At 35.1% G+C, this 24,447-nt stretch carries 24 protein-coding genes; 11 read left to right on the top strand and 13 right to left on the bottom strand.

Translation table 11 applies throughout. The annotated features are described in order from the left end of the window. Positions 1-64: 64 nt before the first annotated feature. Together pncA and CGC58_RS09440 are read left to right on the top strand one after the other, a co-directional pair. Entirely contained in the window at positions 65-649 is a 585-nt protein-coding gene (gene pncA / locus CGC58_RS09445; RefSeq protein WP_095896485.1) for a bifunctional nicotinamidase/pyrazinamidase, read from the top strand. A gap of 13 nt (positions 650-662) precedes the next feature. Next, complete coding sequence (locus CGC58_RS09440) at positions 663-2,444, top strand: M14 family metallopeptidase (protein WP_095897192.1); 1,782 nt, start codon at positions 663-665, stop codon at positions 2,442-2,444. A 49-nt stretch (positions 2,445-2,493) separates the two neighbouring features. Here CGC58_RS09440 and CGC58_RS09435 read toward each other — a convergent pair whose 3' ends face one another. The 6 genes from CGC58_RS09435 to CGC58_RS09410 form a co-directional block, all read right to left on the bottom strand. Beyond that, entirely contained in the window at positions 2,494-4,500 is a 2,007-nt protein-coding gene (locus tag CGC58_RS09435; protein WP_095896484.1) for a hypothetical protein, read from the bottom strand. Between the two features lie 243 nt (positions 4,501-4,743). Continuing rightward, positions 4,744-5,706 (bottom strand): translation elongation factor Ts, encoded by a 963-nt coding sequence (gene tsf / locus CGC58_RS09430; protein ID WP_095896483.1) that lies wholly within the window; start codon positions 5,704-5,706, stop codon positions 4,744-4,746. 169 nt (positions 5,707-5,875) lie between these two features. Further along, positions 5,876-6,604, bottom strand: a complete 729-nt coding sequence (gene rpsB, locus CGC58_RS09425) for a 30S ribosomal protein S2 (protein WP_095896482.1) — start codon at positions 6,602-6,604, stop codon at positions 5,876-5,878. A gap of 149 nt (positions 6,605-6,753) precedes the next feature. Then, a complete protein-coding gene (gene rpsI, locus CGC58_RS09420; protein ID WP_095896481.1) occupies positions 6,754-7,140 on the bottom strand; it encodes a 30S ribosomal protein S9 in 387 nt (128 codons plus the stop codon). Continuing rightward, positions 7,140-7,595: a 50S ribosomal protein L13 gene (gene rplM, locus CGC58_RS09415; RefSeq protein WP_095896480.1), complete on the bottom strand. Its 456-nt coding sequence runs from the start codon at positions 7,593-7,595 to the stop codon at positions 7,140-7,142. Before rplM ends, rpsI begins: the two co-directional genes overlap by 1 nt. A gap of 236 nt (positions 7,596-7,831) precedes the next feature. Then, entirely contained in the window at positions 7,832-8,425 is a 594-nt protein-coding gene (locus CGC58_RS09410) for an HD domain-containing protein (RefSeq protein WP_095896479.1), read from the bottom strand. 230 nt (positions 8,426-8,655) lie between these two features. Here CGC58_RS09410 and CGC58_RS09405 point away from each other — a divergent pair, with 230 nt between their 5' ends. The 5 genes from CGC58_RS09405 (at position 8,656) to eno (ending at position 14,479) form a co-directional block, all read left to right on the top strand. Continuing rightward, positions 8,656-9,393, top strand: coding sequence for an MlaE family ABC transporter permease (locus tag CGC58_RS09405; protein ID WP_095896478.1), 738 nt, complete (start codon positions 8,656-8,658; stop codon positions 9,391-9,393). Between the two features lie 42 nt (positions 9,394-9,435). Next, positions 9,436-10,212 (top strand): ABC transporter ATP-binding protein, encoded by a 777-nt coding sequence (locus tag CGC58_RS09400; protein WP_095896477.1) that lies wholly within the window; start codon positions 9,436-9,438, stop codon positions 10,210-10,212. A 40-nt stretch (positions 10,213-10,252) separates the two neighbouring features. Next, positions 10,253-11,773, top strand: coding sequence for a sulfatase family protein (locus CGC58_RS09395; protein ID WP_095896476.1), 1,521 nt, complete (start codon positions 10,253-10,255; stop codon positions 11,771-11,773). Positions 11,774-11,913: 140 nt separating this feature from the next. Then, positions 11,914-13,017: a glutamine-hydrolyzing carbamoyl-phosphate synthase small subunit gene (carA, locus tag CGC58_RS09390; RefSeq protein ID WP_095896475.1), complete on the top strand. Its 1,104-nt coding sequence runs from the start codon at positions 11,914-11,916 to the stop codon at positions 13,015-13,017. Positions 13,018-13,189: 172 nt separating this feature from the next. Next, on the top strand, positions 13,190-14,479 hold the full coding sequence (eno, locus tag CGC58_RS09385) for a phosphopyruvate hydratase (protein ID WP_095896474.1): 1,290 nt from the start codon (positions 13,190-13,192) through the stop codon (positions 14,477-14,479). Positions 14,480-14,525: 46 nt separating this feature from the next. On the opposite strand, the gene CGC58_RS09380 is transcribed toward eno, so the two are convergent. From CGC58_RS09380 to CGC58_RS09370, 3 genes are read right to left on the bottom strand one after another with little or no spacing between them, the layout of a single operon-like run. Then, the gene (locus CGC58_RS09380; RefSeq protein WP_095896473.1) at positions 14,526-14,783 is read right to left on the bottom strand and encodes a hypothetical protein; all 258 of its coding nucleotides are present in this window, start codon (positions 14,781-14,783) and stop codon (positions 14,526-14,528) included. A gap of 11 nt (positions 14,784-14,794) precedes the next feature. Beyond that, on the bottom strand, positions 14,795-15,571 hold the full coding sequence (locus tag CGC58_RS09375) for a hypothetical protein (protein WP_157909246.1): 777 nt from the start codon (positions 15,569-15,571) through the stop codon (positions 14,795-14,797). 4 nt (positions 15,572-15,575) lie between these two features. Further along, a complete protein-coding gene (locus tag CGC58_RS09370) occupies positions 15,576-16,076 on the bottom strand; it encodes an RNA polymerase sigma factor (protein ID WP_095896471.1) in 501 nt (166 codons plus the stop codon). A 190-nt stretch (positions 16,077-16,266) separates the two neighbouring features. Here CGC58_RS09370 and cmk point away from each other — a divergent pair, with 190 nt between their 5' ends. Further along, positions 16,267-17,001 carry a (d)CMP kinase gene (cmk, locus tag CGC58_RS09365; RefSeq protein ID WP_095896470.1) on the top strand — a complete coding sequence of 245 codons (735 nt, stop codon included), beginning with the start codon at positions 16,267-16,269 and terminating at the stop codon, positions 16,999-17,001. 15 nt (positions 17,002-17,016) lie between these two features. Beyond that, entirely contained in the window at positions 17,017-17,676 is a 660-nt protein-coding gene (locus CGC58_RS09360) for an ABC transporter ATP-binding protein (protein ID WP_095896469.1), read from the top strand. Between the two features lie 34 nt (positions 17,677-17,710). Here CGC58_RS09360 and CGC58_RS09355 read toward each other — a convergent pair whose 3' ends face one another. Beyond that, the gene (locus CGC58_RS09355) at positions 17,711-18,226 is read right to left on the bottom strand and encodes a hypothetical protein (protein ID WP_095896468.1); all 516 of its coding nucleotides are present in this window, start codon (positions 18,224-18,226) and stop codon (positions 17,711-17,713) included. A 319-nt stretch (positions 18,227-18,545) separates the two neighbouring features. Here CGC58_RS09355 and CGC58_RS09350 point away from each other — a divergent pair, with 319 nt between their 5' ends. After that, a complete protein-coding gene (locus CGC58_RS09350) occupies positions 18,546-19,340 on the top strand; it encodes a TIGR02757 family protein (RefSeq protein WP_095897191.1) in 795 nt (264 codons plus the stop codon). On the opposite strand, the gene CGC58_RS09345 is transcribed toward CGC58_RS09350, so the two are convergent. Continuing rightward, positions 19,320-19,931 carry an IMPACT family protein gene (locus tag CGC58_RS09345; RefSeq protein ID WP_095896467.1) on the bottom strand — a complete coding sequence of 204 codons (612 nt, stop codon included), beginning with the start codon at positions 19,929-19,931 and terminating at the stop codon, positions 19,320-19,322. The genes CGC58_RS09350 and CGC58_RS09345 overlap by 21 nt on opposite strands. 17 nt (positions 19,932-19,948) lie before the next feature. Next, a complete protein-coding gene (gene ribD / locus CGC58_RS09340; RefSeq protein ID WP_232748824.1) occupies positions 19,949-20,995 on the bottom strand; it encodes a bifunctional diaminohydroxyphosphoribosylaminopyrimidine deaminase/5-amino-6-(5-phosphoribosylamino)uracil reductase RibD in 1,047 nt (348 codons plus the stop codon). A gap of 135 nt (positions 20,996-21,130) precedes the next feature. Here ribD and CGC58_RS09335 point away from each other — a divergent pair, with 135 nt between their 5' ends. Further along, complete coding sequence (locus CGC58_RS09335; protein WP_095896466.1) at positions 21,131-23,128, top strand: family 20 glycosylhydrolase; 1,998 nt, start codon at positions 21,131-21,133, stop codon at positions 23,126-23,128. Positions 23,129-23,187: 59 nt separating this feature from the next. Here the strand turns inward: CGC58_RS09335 and CGC58_RS09330 are convergent, their stop codons facing one another. After that, positions 23,188-24,117, bottom strand: coding sequence for a transglycosylase SLT domain-containing protein (locus tag CGC58_RS09330; RefSeq protein ID WP_095897189.1), 930 nt, complete (start codon positions 24,115-24,117; stop codon positions 23,188-23,190). Between the last annotated feature and the right edge of the window lie 330 nt (positions 24,118-24,447).

Genomic DNA, 24,447 nt, shown 5'->3' with positions numbered 1-24,447 from the left:
TTTTTTTAAGAATATTCAATCAAAATCTGTGTGATATTTCTGATTTTAAAACTTGATGATTCTTATGAAAGCACTCATTATTATTGATGTACAAAATGACTTTATGCCAACCGGAGCATTACCTGTAGCTGAGGGTGATAAAATCATACCTTTTATAAATAAAGAAATGCATTCCGGTTATGATATTATTGTAGCAACTCAGGATTGGCACCCGCAAAATCACCAGAGTTTTGCCTCTAATCACAAAGGAAAAAATACTTTTGAAATGATTGATTTGCACGGAATTAATCAAATACTGTGGCCTAATCACTGCGTGCAGGGTACCTTCGGGGCTGACTTGCATAAAGATTTAGACAAATGTCCTATCTCCGCGATTTTCCGCAAAGGAATGAATCCTGAGGTTGATAGTTATAGTGCCTTTTTTGACAATAACAAACTCAATAGTACGGGACTTCACGGATTCTTAAAAGACAAAAATGTTACAGAACTAACTTTCTGCGGGTTAGCAGGAGATTTTTGCGTAGCCTACAGTGTAAACGACGCTCTTTCTTTAGGTTATAAAGTTCGTTTGCTGAAAGAAGGTATTCGTTCCATCAGCCCTATGGAATATGAAAGATACGTTTCTGAATGGGGAATTGAGCAATTGTAAAATCTTTCAAAATATGAGATTCTTTTTAACTTTTCTCTTCTTTGCATCTTTTCTTGTTTCTTGCGAAACCATCTTCTTCTCTCCGAAAGAAGGATTTGTAACGCGTTTTGAAACTTCAAACGGAACAGAAAGTGCTACTTATGACGAAGTTATAGATTTTTATAAAAACTTATCAAGAGAATATAGTTCCGTCAGCCTGAAAACGATGGGACAAACAGATTGCGGTTTGCCTTTACACATTGTTACGTATAGTTCCGATGCTGAATTCAATTTTGCAAAACTCCAGAAAGAAAAAACGATTGTTTTAATAAATAACGGAATTCATCCCGGGGAAACCGACGGCATTGATGCTACGATGCTTCTATTCAGAAACTTAGCCGAAAAACAAATACAAGTACCTGATAATGTAGTTATTGTAGCTATTCCTGTGTATAACATTGGTGGAGCTTTAAATCGGAATTCAACTTCACGTGTAAACCAAAACGGACCTAAGGAATATGGTTTCAGAGGAAATGCCAAAAATCTTGATTTAAACCGTGATTTTATCAAAAATGATTCTGAAAATGCCCTTTCGTTTGCTAAAATATTTCATCTGGTTCAGCCTGACATTTTTATAGATAATCACGTTACAAATGGTGCTGATTATCAGCACATCTTAACGTATGGAATCTCCCAACCTGATAAATCTGGTTCATTTGTAGGAACTTATATGCGTGATACGTTAATTCCTCGTTTGTCAGATTTGTTAATAAAACAGCAGAATGAATTTAAAAATGATTCTCTACCAAAACCTTTCTGGCATTTGATTCCGTATGTGAATGTTTGGAATAAACCTCCTGATGCTGAAGGATATAGCAGTGGTGTTGATTCGCCTCGTTATTCCACAGGATATGTGAATTTGTGGAATTGTATGGGAATTTTGATTGAAACTCATATGCTGAAACCTTACAAACAGCGAGTGGAAGCCAATTACGAGATGATGAAAAGCCTTTTGGATATTTTAAATTCGGATTCTAAAAACATTAAACATTTAAGAATCAAACAATTTGAAGAGGATTTAGCTAAAATTGATTTTCAAATTCGGTGGAAGTTGGACAGCACAAAAGTTTCAAAAATTTCATTCCACGGATACAAAGCTGATACTTTGATTAGCGAAGTTACAGGTTTGCCAAGATTAAAATACAATAAAGAAAAACCTTTCATTAAAGAAATTCCGTATTACGAACATTTTATTGCAGAAAAAAGTGTAAAAACGCCCAAAGCATATATAATTCCGAAAGCTTGGAACAATGTAATAGAAAGACTGAAAATCAACAAGGTAGAAATAAAAGAAATTCAAAAAGATTCTTTGATGTACATTGATTACTACCGAATTGAAAATTATAGCACGGTTGAAAAACCTTTTGAAGGACACTACTTACATTTCAATACAGAAGTTTCAAAACACAAGGATAGCATTCAAATAAAAAAGGGTGATTGGATTGTGGAAGTAAATCAACCTGCAAAAAGATATTTGATCGAAACTCTTGAGCCTGAATCTGTTGATTCTTTTTTTAATTGGAATTTCTTCGATGCTATTTTACAACAAAAAGAACATTTTTCTCCATACGTTTTTGAGGAAATTGCCTTAGAGTTTTTAAATAACAATCCGCATTTAAAAGCTTCTCTGGAGGTTATGAAAAAGAAAAATAAACTTTTTGCCAATGATAGTTATGAACAACTAAACTGGATTTACAGGCAAACACCTCATTACGAGAAGTCACATTTACGATATCCCATTTACATTTTAGAATAAGAATTTTTGAGATTTTGGAAAAATTCCAAAATCTCAAAAATTTAAAAAATTATTTAAATATTCGCTTTAACGAGTTTAGAATTCCTCCTTCAATAATATCAATTCCGATTCCAAAATTGCTGTCTGCTACTTTATGATAATCTTCACGAACGGCTTCAAACTTCTCTAAAGGAATCTCAACATTTGTCAAAGGATTGTACGCAACTGTTACTTTTCCTGAGTTTTTTGTGATAAATTTTTCTGTTTTATGTGTGAAAAATTCATTTTTTATATCACACTCTTGGATAGTGTATTTTTCTTTTGTGTCAATTTTTTGGTCTGTTGTTAGTGTAATTTCATAGTATTCACTATCAAAATTATGCCAAAAACCCGAATCGCTATGCTGATAATCCCTTATGCTATTTTTAAGAAGAGCTCCGTCAAAGTACATCAAGAAACGTGCTCCCTTCGGGTCTGTGAAATAAGGGTCTTGAATGTCGGCTTCATATCTAACAACAAACTCATTTTCAGACTTATTATCACTTACAATTTGCAAAGAGGCATTTTTAAAAATATCACGAAAATCTTTGCCTTTTCGGTCATTACAATAATTTAAACTGTAAAATAACGAACTGTTCCAGCTATCCAATATTTCTTTTTTATTCTTAGATTTAAAATACCCCCTCATTGAATTGGCTCTACCGTATCGATATATCGTATTCAGAACTATTTTGCCTGTATCTCCCTTCGCATCCAAACTAACAGTTTCTTCAATACAGTACTTTTTGAAACGAATAGGTTTACGCACTTTTAATTCCTGATTTGGAGCTATTTCCATATAAAAACAGAAACTGATTACGGCTCTGTTCTGCAAACGTCCAAACTCATTTCGTGCCGTTACATCAATAAGATATTCCTCTCCTTTGTAATTAATTTTTACAATAACGTGATTGAACGCCAACAACGAAGGCAGATAGTATTTCAGATAAAAATCCGAATTATAATTTACCAATACAATAGACGATTCCACTCCGAGATAATCCAATATTGTTTTGAGTAACACTGACTTAGCTTTACAATCACCTTGTTTATTTTGATATGTTACTGCTGGTTCCTGTGGCTTATGTCCGTTCATTTCATCAGCATTGTACACATAATAAATATTGTTTTGCACATACTCAATTGCATACTGAATTTTTTCGTCAAATGATGGTATTGCATTGAGTTTCTCAACAAAATCAGGGGCAAAACTCTCTAAATCAGATTTTTCAAAAACTTCCTTATAAAACGGATAAATGTAATTTGACAAATCCTTCCAATTGCTTTCTGTGGCAAAATCTATAAACGAAAAAATTTCACGACTTGGGTCAACCGGATTGATGTAGTCCGTTTTCAGAATTTCAAAAGCCTCACCTTGATTCAGATATTTAACTTCGCTTGGGAGTACATTTCGATCTTCATCACGGAAAAATACATTTTTGTAAGCCACTCGCTTATTTCTATTATTGATAAATTTATAATGATATTTACCATAAGCCCAATATGTATCTGGCGTAACATACACATTTTTAACAAAATCACGACGCAAAAACTCCTTTTCTGTGAAGACTTTCGTTCTCATATCCTCCAGAATAAGAATATCGTTCAAATGTAAATCCTTAATTGAAAAATTCAATTTTTTGGAACTGCTCAAAACCCCACGCCCACTTTGATTCTCGTTATCCAAAACTTTTACCGTTGTATCAGAAGTTTTATCAATTATTTTTCCATTTCTGAATACACTAATTCTATGAATATCAAAATATTCATTCTCTTCCAAAACCATATCATACATTGAGGCACGCTCCAAATTTTCAGGCTGCGTCAATGTATATGCCATAAACACATAGTCAGAAGTTTGAGTTTCATCTACTTTAAAATATTTATGTAAGAAGTAGCAAAAATCACGCCCTTCATCAGTTTGCTCACGAGAAAAGTCAGTATCTTTCAGTAATTCAATGATTTGCTCATCAGACAATGAATTTGCCCAAGACTCTGCTTTCACAAAACGAAATAATTCTCTATTTTCCATCTGTATTTTGAATTTTGCCTGCTAAAGTAGAAAGATTTATTGAAAAAACAATATTTTTCTAACTAAATATTATATTTCTATCAAAAAATTTTAGTTTTCTTAATTGAAAAATTACATTTCACTAATAGCTCAAAATAACAAAATAAATTTAAAAACATTGCCTACAAATTACAATCTTATAAAATAAAAAATCGGATTCATAAAAAACGAACCCGATTGATTATATTAAGTTTTAACTTCTTAACTAAATTATAGTGCAACACGTTTAAATCCAGTGATTTCCACACCTTTTGATTTTACGTATTCAGATACTTTTTTAGATTCGTCAGAGATATAAACTTGGTCTAACAAAGCTTTTTCTTGGTCTAATGTTGTGTTATCGCTGATGAATCTTTGTAATTTACCTGGAAGAATTTTATCCCAAATTTGCTCTGGTTTTCCTTCTGCTTTTAACTCTGCTTTTGCATCTTCCTCTGCTTGTTTCAACACCTCTTCTGTTAATTGAGCGTAAGAAACAAATTTAGGAACATTTTTAAGAGGTTTGCCCAAACGTGCTAACTCTTCATTTTCTTTTTCAATGATTGCGATACGAGCTTCCGTTTCTTTAGCAAGATATTCAGAAGAGAAATCTTTATACGATAAGGTTTCTGCCCCCATTGCAGCAACTTGCATTGCTAAGTTTTTAGACACGTCACTTGCATCTGAAATACTAGCTGACAAGCCTACCAATGAAGCGATTTTATTTCCGTGGTGAATGTATCCACCTACAAAAGCTCCTTCTAATTTCTCGAATGCACCGATTTCAATTTTTTCACCGATAACTCCTGTTTGCTCAGTCAACTTATCAGCAACTGAAATTCCTTTGTAATCAGCAGCTAACAATTCCTCTTTTGAATTTACTGACAAAGCTAACTCTGCTAAATCTTTCGCTAATGCCACAAAAGCTTCGTTTTTAGCAACGAAATCCGTTTCACAGTTCAAAGAAACGATAGCTCCTTTTGTATTATCAGCATTTACTTTTGCGATAACAGCTCCTTCGCTTGAATCACGATCAGCTCTTTTTGCAGCTACTTTTTGTCCTTTTTTACGCAAGATTTCAATAGCTTTGTCAAAATCTCCTTCTGCTTCAACCAAAGCAGCTTTGCAGTCCATCATACCGGCACCCGTTGCCTGTCTTAATTTGTTTACTTCTGCGGCTGTAATATTTGCCATAGTATTTAATCGTTTTTAATGAATTAATTAACTTATTTTATAAAAAAACAAAGTAACTATGTTTCAAAGGCACATCACTTTGCAAACATAATTACTTTATTATTTTGTTTGATGTTTTTGAAAGTTCATTTTTTAAATTAAAAACGAACAATCTCAAACAATTCAATAATTATTCAGCAGTTTCTGCCTCTTTGCTTTCTTTATCAGATGTTCTTCCTGAAAGTCCTTCGTTAATAGCTTCTGTTACATACGTAAGGATTTTCTCAATTGATTTTGAAGCGTCATCATTTGCTGGGATAACATAGTCCACCTCACGAGGGTCTGAATTTGTATCCACCATTGCAAAAATAGGAATGTTTAATTTTTGAGCTTCTTTCACAGCAATGTGTTCACGCATCGTATCAACTACAAATAAAGCACCTGGAAGGCGAGACATATCAGCGATAGAACCTAAGTTTTTCTCAAGTTTTTCTCTTAAACGCTCGATTTGTAATTTTTCTCTTTTTGAAAGGGTCTCGAATGTTCCATCTTTTTTCATTTTATCGATAGAAGACATTTTTTTAACCGCTTTACGGATAGTAACAAAGTTTGTTAACATACCTCCTGGCCATCTTTCTGTGATGTAAGGCATTTTAACAGAAGCTGCTTTTTCAGCAACTACATCCTTTGCTTGTTTTTTAGTGGCAACAAAAAGCACTTTTTTTCCTGAAGCTGCGATTTTTCTTAAAGCCTCACTTGCTTCTTCGATTTTTGCTGCTGTTTTATATAGGTTAATAACGTGAATTCCATTACGTTCCATATAAATGTATGGAGCCATATTCGGATTCCACTTTCTAGTCAAGTGTCCAAAATGAACACCAGCATCTAGCAATTCTTTAATTTCTATGTTATTTGCCATTTCTTTAGTAGTTTACGTTCCGTTGATTTAGCAATGTTGAAGAGGAAACAACCTGTTTGCCAACAACATTTGGATGCTAAACTAAATTCCTTTTGAAAAGGAACAACGACAACAATGTTTTTATTTTCTTTAATCGTTCTGATAACGTATTAACGTTTAGAGAATTGGAATCTCTTACGAGCTTTTTTCTGACCGAATTTCTTACGCTCAACCATACGAGGGTCTCTCGTTAATAATCCTTCAGGTTTTAGCGTAGTTCTGTTCTCAGCGTCAACTTCACAAAGAGCTCTGGAAATTGCCAAACGGATTGCTTCCGCTTGCCCTGTAATTCCTCCACCATATACGTTTACTTTTACATCGTAAGCATCTTCTGTTCCTAACAACAAAAATGGTTGCTTCACTTTGTATTGAAGAGCTGAAGTAGTAAAGTAATCATTTAACTCTCTTTTGTTTACACTGATAGTTCCGTTGCCTGGTTTTAAGTAGATACGTGCAACGGCAGTTTTTCTTCTACCAATTTTGTGAATTACTTCCATTATTTCAAATCGTTTAAGTTAATGGTAGTAGGTTGTTGAGCTTCGTGTTTGTGCTCTGTACCTACATACACTTTCAAATTACGTAAAATCGCTACACCCAATTTGTTTTTAGGCAACATACCTTTAACTGCTTTTTCAATTATGCGTTCAGGGTGTTTTGCTAAGACGTCCTTAGCTATTTGTACTCTCTGCCCTCCTGGGTAACCTGTATAACGAAGATATTCTTTATCGTTCCACTTGTTACCAGTTAAGTTGATTTTCTCAGCATTGATAACAATTACGTTATCCCCGCAATCAACGTGTGGCGTAAATTCAGGCTTGTACTTGCCACGTAGCAATTTAGCCACTTTTGAAGCAAGACGACCTAATGTCTGTCCTTCAGCATCTACCAAAACCCACTTCTTGTTAGCGGTGTTTTTGTTCACTGAAATTGTTTTGTAGCTTAATGTATCCACATTACTAGTTTTAAAAATTAAACATTCCTTATTATATATTCCAAATACACAAGTATCTGAAATTGGGGTGCAAAATTACAACTATTTGTGTAATATGCAAATTTTTATCAATTATATTTTACTCAAACAGAAATTCCTCAGTATCTTCTCCTTCAATTATTACTATTTTTTCGCAAGTATAAAAATTTCTTTTCTATACCTTAATATTATATGTACCTTTTCCACCATTGCAATTTCTATTTGCAGAAAACTTTATTTTCGTCCAAAGCTTTCTTTAGTAGTATATCAAAAGTTTCTCCCATTGCATCGGAAGCCCTTTTTACAGTATTTTCAATTACTTTTCTGATTTGTTGCTCATTTACTTCCGCCTGTAACCAACTTTTAGCTGAAGTATGCGTATTGAGGACGAAAGGCATTATTCTGTCCACAGCACACGCAAAAATGGCATCTGGAGTTTGCTCTGCCTCAAATTCTTCCCACAAATTCAAAAATTCACTACAAAGAGGTTCGTCTAAAATTCCAAAAATCCGCTTTGCAGAAGCCAATTCTCTTTCATACTTGCCAACCATCGCTTGCTCATCAAAAACAAAAGTATCTCCGGCATCAATTTCCACTACATCGTGAATTGATAACATCCTGATAACTCTAAGTAAATCAATCTCTTCCTTATTTTTAGCGTATGGATGTAAAATCTGAGCAAAAACCATTATTTGCCAGCTATGTTCAGCGGAATTTTCCCTGCGAGAATCGTCCAAAATATAATTTCTTCGTTGTATGTTTTTTAATGCATCAAGTGCTAAAATGAATTGTATTTCTTTTTCTAATTTCATTCTGTTTGTTAATTGTAAAATGTATTTTTGGGGTGCAAATTTATGGATATTTTTCTGTTTGCAAGTTAATTGGTAGCATTCAAAATGAAGAATTTAATTAAAATACAGATTTTGTCAGTGATATTTTTTTTACTACTTTTGCCAATATTTTAATTAAATGTTATCTTAGTCGGTTAATTTTCTTTGATTTAATAACCTAAAAATTCGCTAAATAGCATAATTTTTTTCGTATGAAACACATCGCTGCTATTGGAGGATATTTTATTATGCTCTACAACATATTCCGAAAGAGAACCCGTTGGTCAATTATGAAAGATTTGATTCTTCGGGAAATTGATGACTTGATTTTCAGCTCTATCGGTATTGTTGCTTTTATTTCCTTTTTTGTGGGAGGAGTTGTTTCTGTTCAAACGGCATTAAATATCGACAATCCTTTCATTCCTAAGTATTTAATTGGTTTTGCTACACGTCAGTCGATTATTTTGGAGTTTGCTCCTACATTTGTTGCTATCATTTTGGCAGGAAAAGTAGGTTCTTTTATTACCTCAAGTATTGGGACGATGCGTGTAACCGAGCAAATCGACGCACTTGATATGATGGGAATCAACTCGTTGAATTACTTGGTTTTCCCGAAAATAATTGCCCTTTTGCTACTTCCGTTTCTCATTGCAATGGGAATGTACTTGGGTATTTTGGGAGGTTGGGCATCAGCCGTAGTGAGCGGATATACCACTTCAAGCGAATTTGTACAAGGAGTCCAACTTGATTTTAAGGTTTATAGCTTAATTTATGCCTTTACCAAAACGATTGTTTTTGCTTTCTTCTTGGCTACAATTCCCGCTTATCACGGTTATTTTATGAGAGGTGGAGCTTTGGATGTAGGAAAGGCGAGTACTACTTCTTTCGTTTGGACAAGTATCGTAATCATTCTTTCCAATTCAATTATAACACAATTGTTTTACGCTTAGGTTTCTTTCCCGAAAAAAAACAACACGCAACATTAACAGAAAATGATTCAAGTAGAAAATTTACATAAATCGTTCAACGGAGTTCCTGTTCTGAAAGGAATTTCAACCATTTTTGAAAAAGGAAAAACCAATTTAATCATCGGGCAAAGCGGTTCCGGTAAAACGGTTTTCCTTAAATCTTTATTAGGTCTTTTCACTCCAGATGAGGGAGATATCATTTATGACGGAGTGCGATATGCCGAAATGAAACGCAACGAACGAACAAAATTACGCCAAAAAATGGGAATGGTTTTCCAAGGAAGTGCTTTGTTCGATTCGATGACTGTGCTTGAAAATGTGATGTTTCCGCTAAAAATGTTCTCAACAAAAACAAAAGAAGAAATCCGAGAACGTGCTGATATGGTGCTAAATAGAGTAAATCTGGTAAATGCCGAAAATAAGCTTCCGTCCGAAATTTCAGGAGGAATGCAAAAGCGAGTTGCCATTGCACGTGCCATCGTAAACCGACCTAATTATTTGTTTTGTGACGAACCCAATTCAGGGCTTGACCCAAAAACCGCCATCGTTATCGATAATCTTATCAAAGAAATTACCGAAGAATTCAACATAACAACTGTAATTAACACACACGATATGAATTCCGTAATGGAAATCGGAGAAAAAATTATTTTCCTTAAAAACGGATATAAAGAATGGGAAGGCTCCAAGGAAACTATTTTCAGAACAGATAACGAGGCTGTTACGGATTTCGTTTATTCTTCGGAACTGTTTAAAAAAGTTCGGAAGGCATACATTGATGAAGCCGATTCTCAAATGTAGATTTTTTAAATAATCAACTATACCAAATATTTTTATTAAGATGAAAAAAATTACTATTTTGTTCAGTTTCTTCCTTTCGCTCATCGCTTGGGGACAACAGAAACAACCAAACATCGTCATCATCATTTCCGACGACCACTCATTTCAATCTATCGGGGCGTATAATAAAGGTGAAACTTCATATACGCCAAACATCGACAAGTTATCCGACCAAGGCTTGACTTTTAACAAGGCGTATGTCGCAAACTCTATCTGCGGACCAAGCCGTGCGTGTATCTTAACTGGAAAATTCAGCCACAAAAACGGATATACCGATAACGAAACTTCGCGTTACAATTCAAGCCAGCAGCAGTTCGTTAATCTTCTGCAACAAAATGGTTATCAGACCGCTTGGATTGGAAAATACCACTTAGGAAGAGACCCAAAAGGGTTTGATTTCTTCAAAATTTTAATCGGGCAAGGTCATTATTTCAATCCTGATTTCATTATTGAAGACGGAAAAACCGTTCGTGAACAAGGATATGTAACTGATATCGTGGAAGATGAAGCTGAAAAATGGCTTGATAATCGAAATACAGATAAACCCTTCTGCTTAATCGTAGGACAGAAAGCCACTCACCGAACTTGGATGCCTGACATACAAGACTTAGGAACTTTTGAAAATGTAAATTTCCCCCTTCCGGATACTTTCTATGACAATTACAACGGGCGTATTCCCGCCTCAATGCAAGAAATGAGCATCGCCAAAGATTTGAGAATGGGATATGACCTGAAAATGTTTGCTCCTGGTGAGGAGGACAAGGACAGTAATTTTAACCGAATGACTCCCGAGCAGCGAAAAGCCTATGGTAATTTCTACCACGCCATTCAAGCGGATTTAGAGAAGAAAAACTTAACAGGCAACGCCCTTACCGAATGGAAATTCCAACGCTATATGCGTGATTATTACGCCACTGCGGTATCTCTTGACAGAAATATTGGCCGTATGATGAACTATTTGGATAAAAATAATTTATCTGACAACACAATAGTTATTTATCTTTCCGACCAAGGATTTTATATGGGCGAACACGGCTGGTATGACAAACGCTGGATGTACGAGGAATCATTCCGCACCCCAATGGTTATCAAATATCCGAAATTCATCAAAAAAGGAAAAACCACAGAAAGCTACGTAATGAATGTTGACATCGCCCCTACTCTTCTGGAAATGGCTGGTGTTGCAATTCCTTCTGACATACAAGGAGAATCGTTCTTGCCTGTGTTGAAAAAACCTTGCAAAAAGGTTCGTGAAACGGTTTATTATCACTATTATGAAAACGGAGAACACGCAGTTTCGCCACACTTCGGTATAAAAGATAAGCGTTACAAAATCATCCGTTATTACAAACGCTACAATGGTTGGGAACTTTATGACTTGAAAAAAGACCCTAAAGAGATGAACAACATTTACGGTCAAAAGTCAAGCGAAAAAATTACCAAGCGAATGAAAAAAATCTTGTTGGAAGAAATCAAAAAATTGGACGACAAAGCAGCTTTAGAAGTTTTCAATAAAAACTAAAACAAATATAAAACAAGTAAAAAAAGGTCTTGCAGAAAAGAGAATTATCACCTGCAAGACCTTTTATTATTTTTTCTCTTTTCAGTTTTCTTTTCCCACTTTTTTGCTTATATTTGCGGTCAAAATTCAGAGCTAAAAAAATGAAATATCAAGAAAAGAAAAAAGCAGTTATTTTACTTGCCGACGGAACAGCCTTCTACGGAAAAAGCGTTGGAAATGAAGGAACTGTTTTTGGTGAAGTTTGTTTCAATACAGGAATGACGGGTTATCAAGAAATTTTCACTGACCCTTCATATTATGGGCAAATTATGGTAACTGCCAACGCCCATATTGGCAACTACGGAATTAATGATGATGAAAACGAGTCTGATGGTATCAAAATAGCCGGATTAGTTTGCCGAAATTTCAGCTATGATTATTCTCGTCCGAGTGCTTCCGGCTCACTGAAAGATTTTTTTGACCGCACAAACTTAGTAGCTATTTGCGAAGTGGACACACGAGCTTTGGTGGCTCACATTCGTGATAATGGCTCAATGAATGCTGTTATTTCAACTGAAATAAGTGATTTAGAAATCCTTAAAGCAAAATTAAAAGAAATTCCAGATATGAAAGGTTTAGAATTGGCTTCAAAAGTGTCAGTTACTAAACCTTATTTTTTTGGTAACGAAAATGCAAAATACAAAGTTGCAGCATTGGATTTTGGAATTAAAAAGAATATCCTACGAAATATGGCTGCACGAGATATGTACATAAAAGTATTCCCATATAACACTCCTTTGGAAGAGCTAAAAGCTTGGAATCCTGACGGATATTTCTTATCAAACGGGCCTGGTGACCCTGAGCCACTTACTGAGGTTATTGCCCAAGTAAAAGAAATGATTGCTCAAGATTTACCTATTTTTGGAATTTGTTTGGGACACCAAATTATTGCATTGGCAAACGGAATTCCAACGTACAAAATGCATAACGGACACAGAGGAATCAACCATCCTGTGAAAAATATTTTGACAGGAAAAGGTGAAATAACATCTCAAAACCACGGATTTGCGGTAGATAGAAAGCAAGCTGAATCAAACCCGAATATAGAAATTACCCACACACACTTGAATGACGACACCGTGATGGGAATTCGCATTAAAGGCAAAAAATGTTTCAGCGTTCAGTATCACCCTGAAGCAGGACCTGGTCCTAACGATGCAACGTATCTGTTCGACCAGTTTGCGGAAATGATGGAGAATAATTAACAAATAACAAGTTTTCAATGAACAAATAACAATTTGATAATGACCAATGAGAGAATGAATAAATAATAATTTACTATGAAAAAGTACTATTCTTATTTCTCTGAAAAATAGTTCATTGGTAGTTGTTCATTGTTAATTGATAAAAAGAAGTTTTAATTAAATAATAGAAAATATGAGTATTATTGTAAGCGTACACGCACGACAAATTTTGGATTCAAGAGGGAATCCTACGGTAGAGGTAGATGTTTTAACAGAAAACGGTTACTTAGGAAGAGCAGCTGTTCCGTCAGGAGCTTCAACTGGTGAGTATGAGGCTGTTGAGCTTCGCGATGGCGGAAAAAATTATATGGGTAAAGGTGTTTTAAAAGCCGTTTCCAACGTTAATGAAGTTATTGCTGAAGAAATTGTTGGAATGAGCGTTTTTGAACAAAACCTTATCGACCAAACAATGATTAAGTTAGATGGAACTCCAAATAAATCAAACTTGGGAGCTAACGCTATTTTAGGAGTTTCTTTGGCTGTTGCAAAAGCTGCTGCTGAGGAGTTAGGATTGCCTTTATATCGTTACGTTGGTGGAGTAAGTGCTCACACACTGCCTGTACCAATGATGAACATCATCAACGGAGGTTCACACTCTGATGCCCCGATTGCTTTCCAAGAATTTATGATTATGCCTGTGAAAGCAGCAAACTTCTCTCAATCTATCCAAATGGGAGCGGAAATATTCCACAACTTGAAAAAAGTATTGCACGACAGAGGATTAAGCACTGCCGTGGGTGACGAAGGAGGATTTGCTCCCACTTTCGAAGGAACAGAAGACGCTTTGGATTCTATCAAAAAAGCAGTTGAAAATGCTGGTTACAAATGGGGTGAAGAAATCAAAATCGCTTTGGACTGTGCTTCATCAGAGTTCTATGCAGACGGAAAATACGACTACACCAAATTTGAAGGAAGCAAAGGAAAAGTACGTACTCGTGAAGAGCAAGTAAATTACTTGGCTGAATTGGTAGAGAAATATCCTATCATTTCTATTGAGGACGGAATGGACCAAAACGATTGGGAAGGCTGGAAAATGCTTACTGACAAAATCGGACATAAAGTACAATTGGTTGGAGATGATTTGTTTGTAACAAATGTTTCTATCCTTGAAAGAGGAATTGAGAAAGGTGTTGCTAACTCTATCTTGATTAAAGTAAACCAAATCGGAACGCTTTCTGAAACTATCGCAGCTGTTGAAATGGCTCACAGAGCAGGTTACACTTCAGTAATGTCACATCGTTCAGGTGAAACTGAGGACAACACAATTGCTGACTTGGCTGTTGCGTTGAATACAGGACAAATCAAAACAGGTTCTGCTTCACGTTCTGACCGTATGGCAAAATACAACCAATTAATCCGCATTGAAGAGCAATTAGGAAGTACAGCTTATTTCCCACAAGAAAAAGCATTTAATGTGAAGTAATTTTTATAAAATCATAAAAAAGAGGCTATCTTCATAGCCTCTTTTTTTATTTCATTTGAGTAAGTTCCACAAATTTGTCATCAACAAAAAGATTACATTTCATCCGAACAAAATGGAAAAAAATATTGACTTTTATGTTTTTTTTTATCTCCCCATCAAAAAGATGCCCCGTTAATAAAGCATTAAATATATTACTTTGTTCATCTTGAAGTTCGTCATTGACGTACAACCGCTCTCCGTGAAACCAAGTGTTTTCAATTCTGATTTTATTACAGGCATAAGTCGCTTTCCAAATACTTTTCATAAAACTATATTCTAAAAATTATTATTAAACATTACTCCAAAAAATCCTACTATAAAACCCAAGATAAATAATGCCACAAAAAATACAAAAATCCAAAAAATGATATGCAAAACCTTTCCTGCCTTACCAAATTTTTCAACAAATGAAGGCTGTGTATTTTCAAAAAAAGAGAAATATTTTTCCATTTTCACAGTAGCTCTATCATACTGAAAATCATCTTGCTGGTCATTCATTTGGTTTACTAATTCCGAAATTTCCAAAATATATTTCCCATACATCTCTTTGAGCCAAATCTTTCCGTAGAAATAAACAAAAACGACACCAAATATCATTGAAAGAAAAATTTTCCCTATTTCGTAAAGATTTTGTTCCACGGAAAAAAACAATACATAGGCTGAAAATGCCAAAGGCACAAAGCACAAATAATACGATTTATACAATTCGGAATTTAGCACCAATTCATATCTTAAATTCAGTAGATTATGGTACGTATCAAGCCCTTGTGTGTTGATTTTTTTATAAAAAACTCGAAATTTGCTGAAATAATACACGGTAATCAAAACAGCAAGCCCCATCAACATCAAAAAAATGGATATTTGGTAAAATCCGTCGAAAAAGAATAACAATAGGAATAACAACGGAAAAGAAAATATGGTGAATTTGTACTCTCTCTTCATATTGGCTCGTATTTTCTCCAAAGGCAAACGAATTTGCTGCTGTTTTTCGAGCGAAATTTCAGGTGTTTCGGTAATTTGGTCTTTATTCCAAAGTTCTTTAAAGTTATCCATCGTTCTAAACATTTAATTTTTTGACTATTTCACTAAGTTTACTTTTTGCTCGGCTGAGTTTCACGCGTACATTCACTTCCGAAAGTCCCATTTGCTCGGCTATCTCCTTACCCGAATAATCTTCTAAATAATAAAATATCAAGGCTTTATCAATCGGGTTTAGTAAATGAATTGCGTCGTACATTATTTTAATTTGGTGTTCCTCTTCCGAGCTGTCCTCGTCTTTAATTTTGATACTGTGTAAGTTATCGTCTCTCGAAATAAAATCTTTTTTCTTTTCCGATTTCAGAAAAACAATCGCCGTATTGAGTGCCACCCGATACATCCAAGTTGAAAATTCGCTCTTGCCCTGAAAACTGGGATAAGCCTTCCACAACTGATAGGTAATTTCTTGAAAAAGGTCTCTTTGGTCGTCGATATCATCCATATACATTTTGGCAATCTTAAAAAGTATGCCTCTATGCTTTTCGATGCGTTCCAAAAATTCTTTTTCTAATGACTTCATTTTCTTGTTTTGTGTATTAGTAACACTTCAAATTCATTTGTTACATCAAAAATAAAAAATATTTGTATTTTTTTAATAAATTTTATATTCATTACAGCCAAAAACGCAACGATTTGCCTCTGCATTCAACACTGTTTTATTTCAAAATTTAACAAATAGTAGTATCTTTGCGGAATATAACTCACAAAAAATGCAGAAAATAATCATTGCCATTGACGGATTTTCTTCAACTGGAAAAAGTAGTACAGCCAAAAAAGTAGCACAACAATTGGGATACGTCTATGTGGATACGGGAGCGATGTATCGGGCTGTAACATATTTGGCTGTAAAAGAAGGATATATAGCAACCGCTGGCGTAGAAAACGAAAAAACAGGGAAGTTTGAAAATACGATTCATATTAAGAAAGAGGAATTAATCAAAAAACTGAAAAACAGTGATTTATCTTTTAGATATAATCCTGAATTGGGCTTTTCGGAAATGTACCTAAACGGGAAAAATATTGAGCGAGAAATCCGCAGTATTGAAGTCGCCAATTTAGTGAGTGAAATTGCTAAAATTCCAGAAATACGAAGCTATTTAGTTGATTTACAAAGAAAAATGAGCCAAGAAAAAGGCATCGTTATGGACGGACGTGACATCGGGACGGTGGTTTTTCCTGACGCCGAACTCAAGATTTTTATGACAGCTTCAGAGCAAATCCGTGCCGAACGCAGATATAAAGAACTTCAAGAAAAGGGTGAAAATGTATCTTTTGAAGAAGTTCTAAAAAACGTACAACAACGTGATTTTCTTGATACTACGCGAAAAGAATCTCCTCTTAAAAAAGCGGAAGACGCTATTGAAATTGATAATTCACATTTAACTTTTGATGAGCAGGTAAACAAAATTCTTAACCTGGCAAAACAAAAAATCGAAAGTTTGTAATATTTCCTTTTTATTATGATTAAAGCTAAAAACATACATAAAACCTACGGAGATTTAGAAGTCCTGAAAGGTGTTGATATCCAAGTGAATAAAGGAGAAATCGTTTCGATTGTAGGAGCTTCGGGAGCCGGAAAAACTACTCTGCTTCACATTTTAGGTACGTTAGATTCTGCAAACAACAATCAAGATACTTCTCTGTTTATCAATAATGTAGATATAAAAAGCCTGTCTTCCAAAGCTTTGTCAAAATTCAGAAACGAACACATCGGATTTATTTTCCAATTTCATCAATTATTGCCTGAATTCACGGCTTTGGAAAATGTTTGCATTCCGGCTTTCATAAAAGGAACTCCCAAAAAAGAAGCTGAGAAAAGAGCCAAAGAATTGCTGGCTTTCCTGAATTTATCGGACAGATTTGACCACAAACCCAGTACTTTATCAGGTGGAGAACAACAACGCGTTTCAGTTGCAAGAGCATTGATGAATCATCCTTCGGTGGTTTTTGCTGATGAACCCAGCGGAAATTTGGACTCGGAAAGTGCTGAAAATCTGCATAAATTATTCTTTGATTTGCGAAAAACATTCAATCAAACTTTTGTGATTGTAACCCACAACGAAGAATTAGCCAATATGGCAGACCGAAAATTAACGATGGTTGATGGTAGAATAATATAAAAAAGAGGCTTTTTTCAGCCTCTTCTTAAATTCCTTAGAAATAATATTTTACGGATAATCCCGCTAAAAATCCGAAAGATGACAAATTAAATTTACCCGAATCTATCAACATATTGTTAAAACGCCAAACTCTTGACACAGAATACCGATAATAAGCATCTGTATTCACGGATAAACTCAATCGGTTTTCGTTCCAAGATGCTACTCTGAAATAAAGCCTTGTTCCGAGAGTAAAATTAGTTTCATCACCCGTAATACGAAGTGAAGTTGGTGTTACTCCTCTTTCAAACTTATAGTCTAAAAAGATTTCTGCATCTTGACCGCCAATGGTGACATAGGGAGAAAGTGTAAAGATTTTTTTTTGAAAAAGCTCATAAATAACTCCTAATGAATACAATTCAGAATTTCCGCTGTAATAATGTTTGGCTTCATTTTCAGAAGTTTTGAAATGTGAAGCAGAAGTTTCAAGCAAAAATCCCCATCTATTTCTTCTCAAAATCAAAGTTACCCCACCTTGTGTAATACCAAACGAATTTAATTTTTCCGACAAAGCAGGAAAATTATTTTCTTTTAATCTGTCATATATCTGACTAATAGATGTAGCGTTTGCAAAACCGAAATTTGAGCCAAACTCTAACGAATATACGCTACTTTGTGCATTTGCAATACAAACAAAAAGTGTAAACAGAAAAAATAATCTCTTTTTTATATTTTTCTTGTTATAATTTTTCTACCTTATTAATAAAAAAGCTACTCGTATTTCAATGAAACACGGGGCAAACGTACTATTTTTTTTGATAAAAACAATATTTGTACAACTTTTCGAAAAGAAATTTTATCTTTGCACATCGAAAAATCAAGTTAAAAATATGAATTTCAACGAATTAAAATCTTTTCTTGATGAAAAAGTAATACAATACAATCGACCTGAATTTATTGAAACTGACCCAATTCAAATTCCAAAAAATTTTTCTGCAAAAGAAGACATCGAAATTGCAGGTTTTCTGATATCTGTAATCGCTTGGGGACAACGTAAAACAATCATTTCCAACGGATTGAAATTAATGGATTTACTTGGAAATTCGCCTTATGATTTTGTAATGTCGCATTCGGAAAATGATTTGGAACGGCTTCAAAATTTTGTGCATCGCACCTTTAACGGGCAGGATTTGGAGCAATTCGTTTTAAGTTTAAAAAATATTTACACACATCACAACGGACTGGAAAAAGCCTTTGCCCAAAGTATCGAAAACAACGACTTACAATTAGGAATTTCAAATTTTAAACAGCTGTTTTTTAACGATTTAAAATGTCAGAGAACTTCAAAACACTTACCCGACCCGCGTAAAGGTTCGGTTGCCAAGCGTTTTAATATGTTTTTGCGTTGGATGGTTCGATGTGATAATGCGGGCGTTGATTTCGGAATTTGGAAAGGGATTTCGCCTTCGTTATTGTCCTGCCCGTTAGACGTTCATTCGGGAAATGTAGCCAGAAGTTTGGGGCTTATCACCCGACCCAAAAACGATGTGGAAGCCTTGTCAGAGCTTGATAATCACTTGCGGAAATTTGACCCGACCGACCCTGCAAAATATGATTTTGCCCTCTTCGGGATTGGTGTTTTTGATGATTTGGATTTGAAAAAATCACCCCTCATCGTCAAGTAATGAAATGCCGTAAACAGTTTGGAAAATTGCTCGAACTTCCTCCCATTCACTTTGACGGACTTCAATGAACAAAATGCAGTTTAGTTCCATTTTTTGATTGATAATCTGTAAGTTACGTTCTTTGATGATTCGCATTACTTTGTTCATATCTTTGTAATCGAATGCGATGACAAGCGTTTGGGTAACAATTTTTTCCATAATTTCAGCCTCTTGCAAGGTGAGTTGTGCTGATGTTTTGTAGGCTTGCACCAGTCCGCCAACGCCCAATTTGATACCGCCAAAATAACGCACTACGATTACCAAAATATCCGTAAGTTCAAAAGATTGAATTTGTCCGTAAATGGGAATGCCCGCCGAGTTGTTGGGTTCGCCATCGTCATTTGCCCGATAATGCATTGATTTTCCGTGACCTAACTGCCAAGCATAGCACCAATGCCGAGCCGAATAATGTTCTTTTTTGACGGCTTCAAGATGTTGTTTTATTTCTTCTTCGGTTTTTACGGGAAAGGCGTAGCCCAAAAACTTGCTACTTTTCTCCTTGAAAATGACCTCTTTAACCGGATTTTCTATCGTTTTAAACGTATCTTCCATATACAATTTATAAAAAACTATAAGTTTTTGTAAATGAATAATTTATCGTTTTCAAATTCGTAAATCGTTATCAGCGTTTTTTGTTGAAAATCAGGAGCTTGCCTTCCGATTCCAAACGAGGTATTTCCTTTGAAAATAAAGGCTTCGTCCCACAGATTTTCATTTATAAATTGCTGTAACACAGTGCTTCCGCCTTCCACGATAAGGCTTTGGATATTTTTTTTATACAGAATGTCGCAAATTTGTTGAGGTAGATTTTCCGAAAAATCAGTTTTTTCAAAACAAGTATTTGTAAATAACTGATTTTCTGTTTTTTCAGAAAGAAATAACGTAGGTTGCGTATCGTCCCAAACCGAAAAATTTCGTGGTGTTTTCAAATTTCGGTCGATAATCATCCGCAATGGATTTTGCCCGAACCAATCACGCGTGTTCAATTTCGGATTGTCGTGTAAAACCGTATTTGTACCTACCAAAATTGCCTGTTCTTGGCTTCGCATTTTGTGAACGAATTGCTTTGAGTATGAGTTTGTTATCCACTTCGGAGCAATTTCATTTTTAGTTTCGGGAGCGATAAAACCATCACGAGTTTCTGCCCATTTCAAGAAAATATAGGGGCGTTTTTTTTGATGAAACGTAAAAAAACGTTTGTTTAATTCCTGGCACTCTTTCTCCAAAATACCTACAATTACCTCACAACCAGCGTCTTTTAGTTTTTTGATTCCGTTTCCACACACTTTGGCAAAAGGGTCGGTTGTCCCGATAATTACTTTCGGGATTTTATGCTTGATAATCAAATCACTACACGGAGGCGTCTTTCCGAAATGGCTACAAGGCTCCAAACTTACGTAAATGCTACTTTTTGTGAGTAATTCTTTGTTTTTCACTGAATTAATGGCGTTTACTTCTGCGTGTGGTTCGCCTGCTTTTTTGTGCCAGCCTTCACCGATGATTTTTCCCTTACAAGTAATGACACTGCCCACCATTGGATTTGGATAAGTAGAACCTAAACCGTTGTTTGCCAGTTGAATACATCGTTTCATCATTTCATTATCAAAACCTGTCATTTGTAGTGATTTTTCTTGCAAATTTACGCTATTTCAACCGATTTCACAAATTTTCAAAAATACCAAATTAAAAGAAAAAATAGTGTTTTTATCGGAAAATAAACCTATTTTTGTCGGTCAAATGTATATTTTTTTATGAAACACGTGTTATTCTACTTTTTACTGATTTTCACATCGTTATCTTATGCTGGGATTGACCATTTATTGCCCAAGCCACAGCACATTCAGCCTAATGGAGAGACTTTTTGCTTCAAAAAAGTGCGTTTGGAAACTTCGGTTTTGCAAGAACAGTGGCGACAATTTATTTCGGAAATGGGCGGAGAAATTTCATCTTCGGCTAAGCAATCTGTTGAAATAAAGTTAGTTAGTAGTATTCCGCAAGCCGAACTAAACAAAGAAGAGGCATACCGATTAATCGTTTCCAAACGAAAAATACAAATCGAAGCCATAACCGAGAAAGGCGTTTACTGGGCAATGCAAACGCTTCGGCAACTAAAATCACCCAAAGGGAAAACCTATTTTGAAGGCTGTTCCATAGTGGATTATCCTGCGTTTCGCATTCGCGGATTTATGCAAGATGTGGGGCGTACGTTTATTTCATTGGAAGAATTAAAGCAAGAAATCAAAATTCTTTCGCAATATAAAATCAATGTTTTTCATTGGCATCTAACTGAAAATCAAGGTTGGAGATTGGAAAGTAAGCGATATCCGATTTTGAATGATAGTTCGAGTTACGAGCGAATGCACGCCAAATTCTACACTTTGGAGCAAGCTAAGGAACTTGTCGATTTCTGCAAGCAACACAATGTGCTTTTAATTCCTGAAATTGATATGCCAGGACATAGTTTGGCGTTCCAAAAAGCGTTTAAATGTGATATGCAAGCCGAAAAAGGAATGCTGATTCTCAAAGAATTACTTGATGAAATGATGCCTTATTTCGATGTGCCGTACTTCCATATTGGGACAGATGAAGTAGAGTTTACCAACCCTGATTTTGTCCCCGAAATGGTTCGTTTCATTCGGAAAAAGGGTAAAAAAGTGATTTCTTGGAACCCTGGTTGGGACTATAAAGAAGGGGAAATTGATATGACGCAACTGTGGAGCTATCGAGGGAAGGTACAAAAAGGCATTCCTGCCATTGATTGTCGTTTGCATTATATCAATCATTTTGATGCATTTGCCGATTTAATTGCTTTGTACAATAGTCGTATTCTGAATGTAAAAAAAGGAGATGACAACCACGCAGGAGCCATTGTTGCGGTTTGGCACGACCGATTCATTCCTGATGAAAAAGAAATCATCATTCAGAATAATTTTTATCCGTCGATGTTGGCTTTGGCAGAGCGTACTTGGCTTGGTGGAGGGACAGAATATTTTGACGTAAAAGGAACAAATTTATTTTCGGAAAAAGATGAAAACTTCATTGCTTTTCACGATTTTGAACGCCGAATGTTATGGCATAAAAAACTATATTTCAGTAATTTACCTTTTGCTTATGTAAAACAAACACATATGAAATGGCAAATTACCGATGCTTTTCCTAATGAAGGAAATCTAACAAAAACTTTCCCTCCCGAGCAAGAAAATTTTGCAGAAAGTTATTTTTACAATGGGAAAAAATATGGTACGAAAACAGCCATCGGGGCGGGCGTTTATTTGCGACACGTTTGGGGAAAAATTGTGAAAAGTTTTTACGAAAATCCACAGCCCAACCACACGGCGTATGCTTATACGTATGTCTATTCGCCTAAAAAACAATCTGTTGGGTTGTGGGCTACCACACAGAATTACAGCCGTTCTGAAAAAGATTTACCGCCTCCACAAGGAAAATGGGATTACAAAGAAAGTAAAATTTGGATTAACGGAACGGAAATTTTACCGCCTGTGTGGGCTTCTTCTCATAAAGAAAAATCGAATGAAATTCCGCTAACGAACGAAAATTTTGAAGTACGAAATCCTATCTCGGTAACTTTAAATAAAGGTTGGAATAAGCTTTTGCTAAAACTTCCTGTCGGGAATTTTTCAACACACGAAGTTCGGCTTGTGAAATGGCATTTTAATTTTGCTTTTGTTACGTTAGATGGCAAAAAAGAAATTGAAAATCTGACTTTTAGTCCTACCCGAGAAAAATAAAAATCATAAAAAAAGTCCGTTTTTATTTCAAAAACGGACTTTGTATTTTTAAAAATCTTTTATTTTTTAGGGATTTTAATATAATATGTTTTTCTGTTTTTATTTTCCAATTTTCGGTCACGAAGCCACGAGTTATGAATTTTCAATTCTTTGTAAGTAATGTTATGCTTCTTGGCAAAATCTACCAAATTAGTTATGCTCGTATCCACTTTTACGTTGTAAGTTGGTACTTCATTGTAAAGATGACGCTTCTCAAAATTGAATCCGTAACGTTTCGGATTTTTCATAATTTCTTTCACCGCCAAAATTCGGAAGACGTAACGCGAAGTTTCTGAATTTAGCCACAAGTCATAGTAGTCAGAAGTTTGCTGTGCCGCAATTTGGCGAGTCATTCCTGCCATTCCTGCATTATAGGCTGCGGCTGCCATTGTCCAACTACCTGTACTTTCCTTGGCTTTTTTCAGATAATCACAAGCAGCTTGCGTGGCTTTTTCCAAATGATAACGCTCATCAACAGTGCTACTTACCTCCAAACCGTATTCTATGGCTGCAGGCTTCATAAATTGCCAAAAACCACTTGCCCCCGAAGGAGAAACCACATCAAGCAATCCGCTTTCAATCAATGCCAAATACTTGAAGTCATCAGGAATGCCATTACGTTTCAAAATAGGCTCAATAACAGGAAAATATTTATTGGAACGCTTAATTAACAGCAAACCGTTGGATTGCCAATAGGTGTTGACTAAAAACTCCCTGTCCAAACGCTCATAAACATCAGAGATTTCTAGTGGGACCCTCTCTCCCGCAAAATCCATCTCCGAAGGTAAATCAATAGCATAAACGTTATACTTATCAGATTTTACTTCTTCAAGAGTATCTGACTCAAAAATATTATTTTCCTCATTTGTTACCGCAACAGCATTGATAAGGAATCCTGCTATGAAAGCAATTCCTACAACATAAAATATGCTTTGTACTATTTTTCTCATCTTTTCAAAATTGCAAAATGTAATCTCTGTACTACTTGTTTGCAAATATCCTATTATTTTTTTGATTAACAAAAAAGTTTTCCGAATGATTATTATCATAAACTTTTTTAAGTGTATTATAGAAGCAAAAAAATAAAAAACGAAACACAATAAATGTTTAAATCGAAATTTTTCGAAATACTTAAATGTTAATTTTTTTTGTAAAAAAGAAATATTTTCTTACTTTAGCAACGTCAAACGAAATTTGTTTATTGTATTCCATCTCAACATCCAACCTTAGGAAATTTAACTAATTAAGAGTGCTTATTTGGAATGATTTTTCTGCAAAAG

The organism is Capnocytophaga stomatis, assembly GCF_002302635.1.
Lineage (GTDB): Bacteria > Bacteroidota > Bacteroidia > Flavobacteriales > Flavobacteriaceae > Capnocytophaga > Capnocytophaga stomatis.
This window is presented reverse-complemented; position numbering and strand designations above follow the sequence as displayed.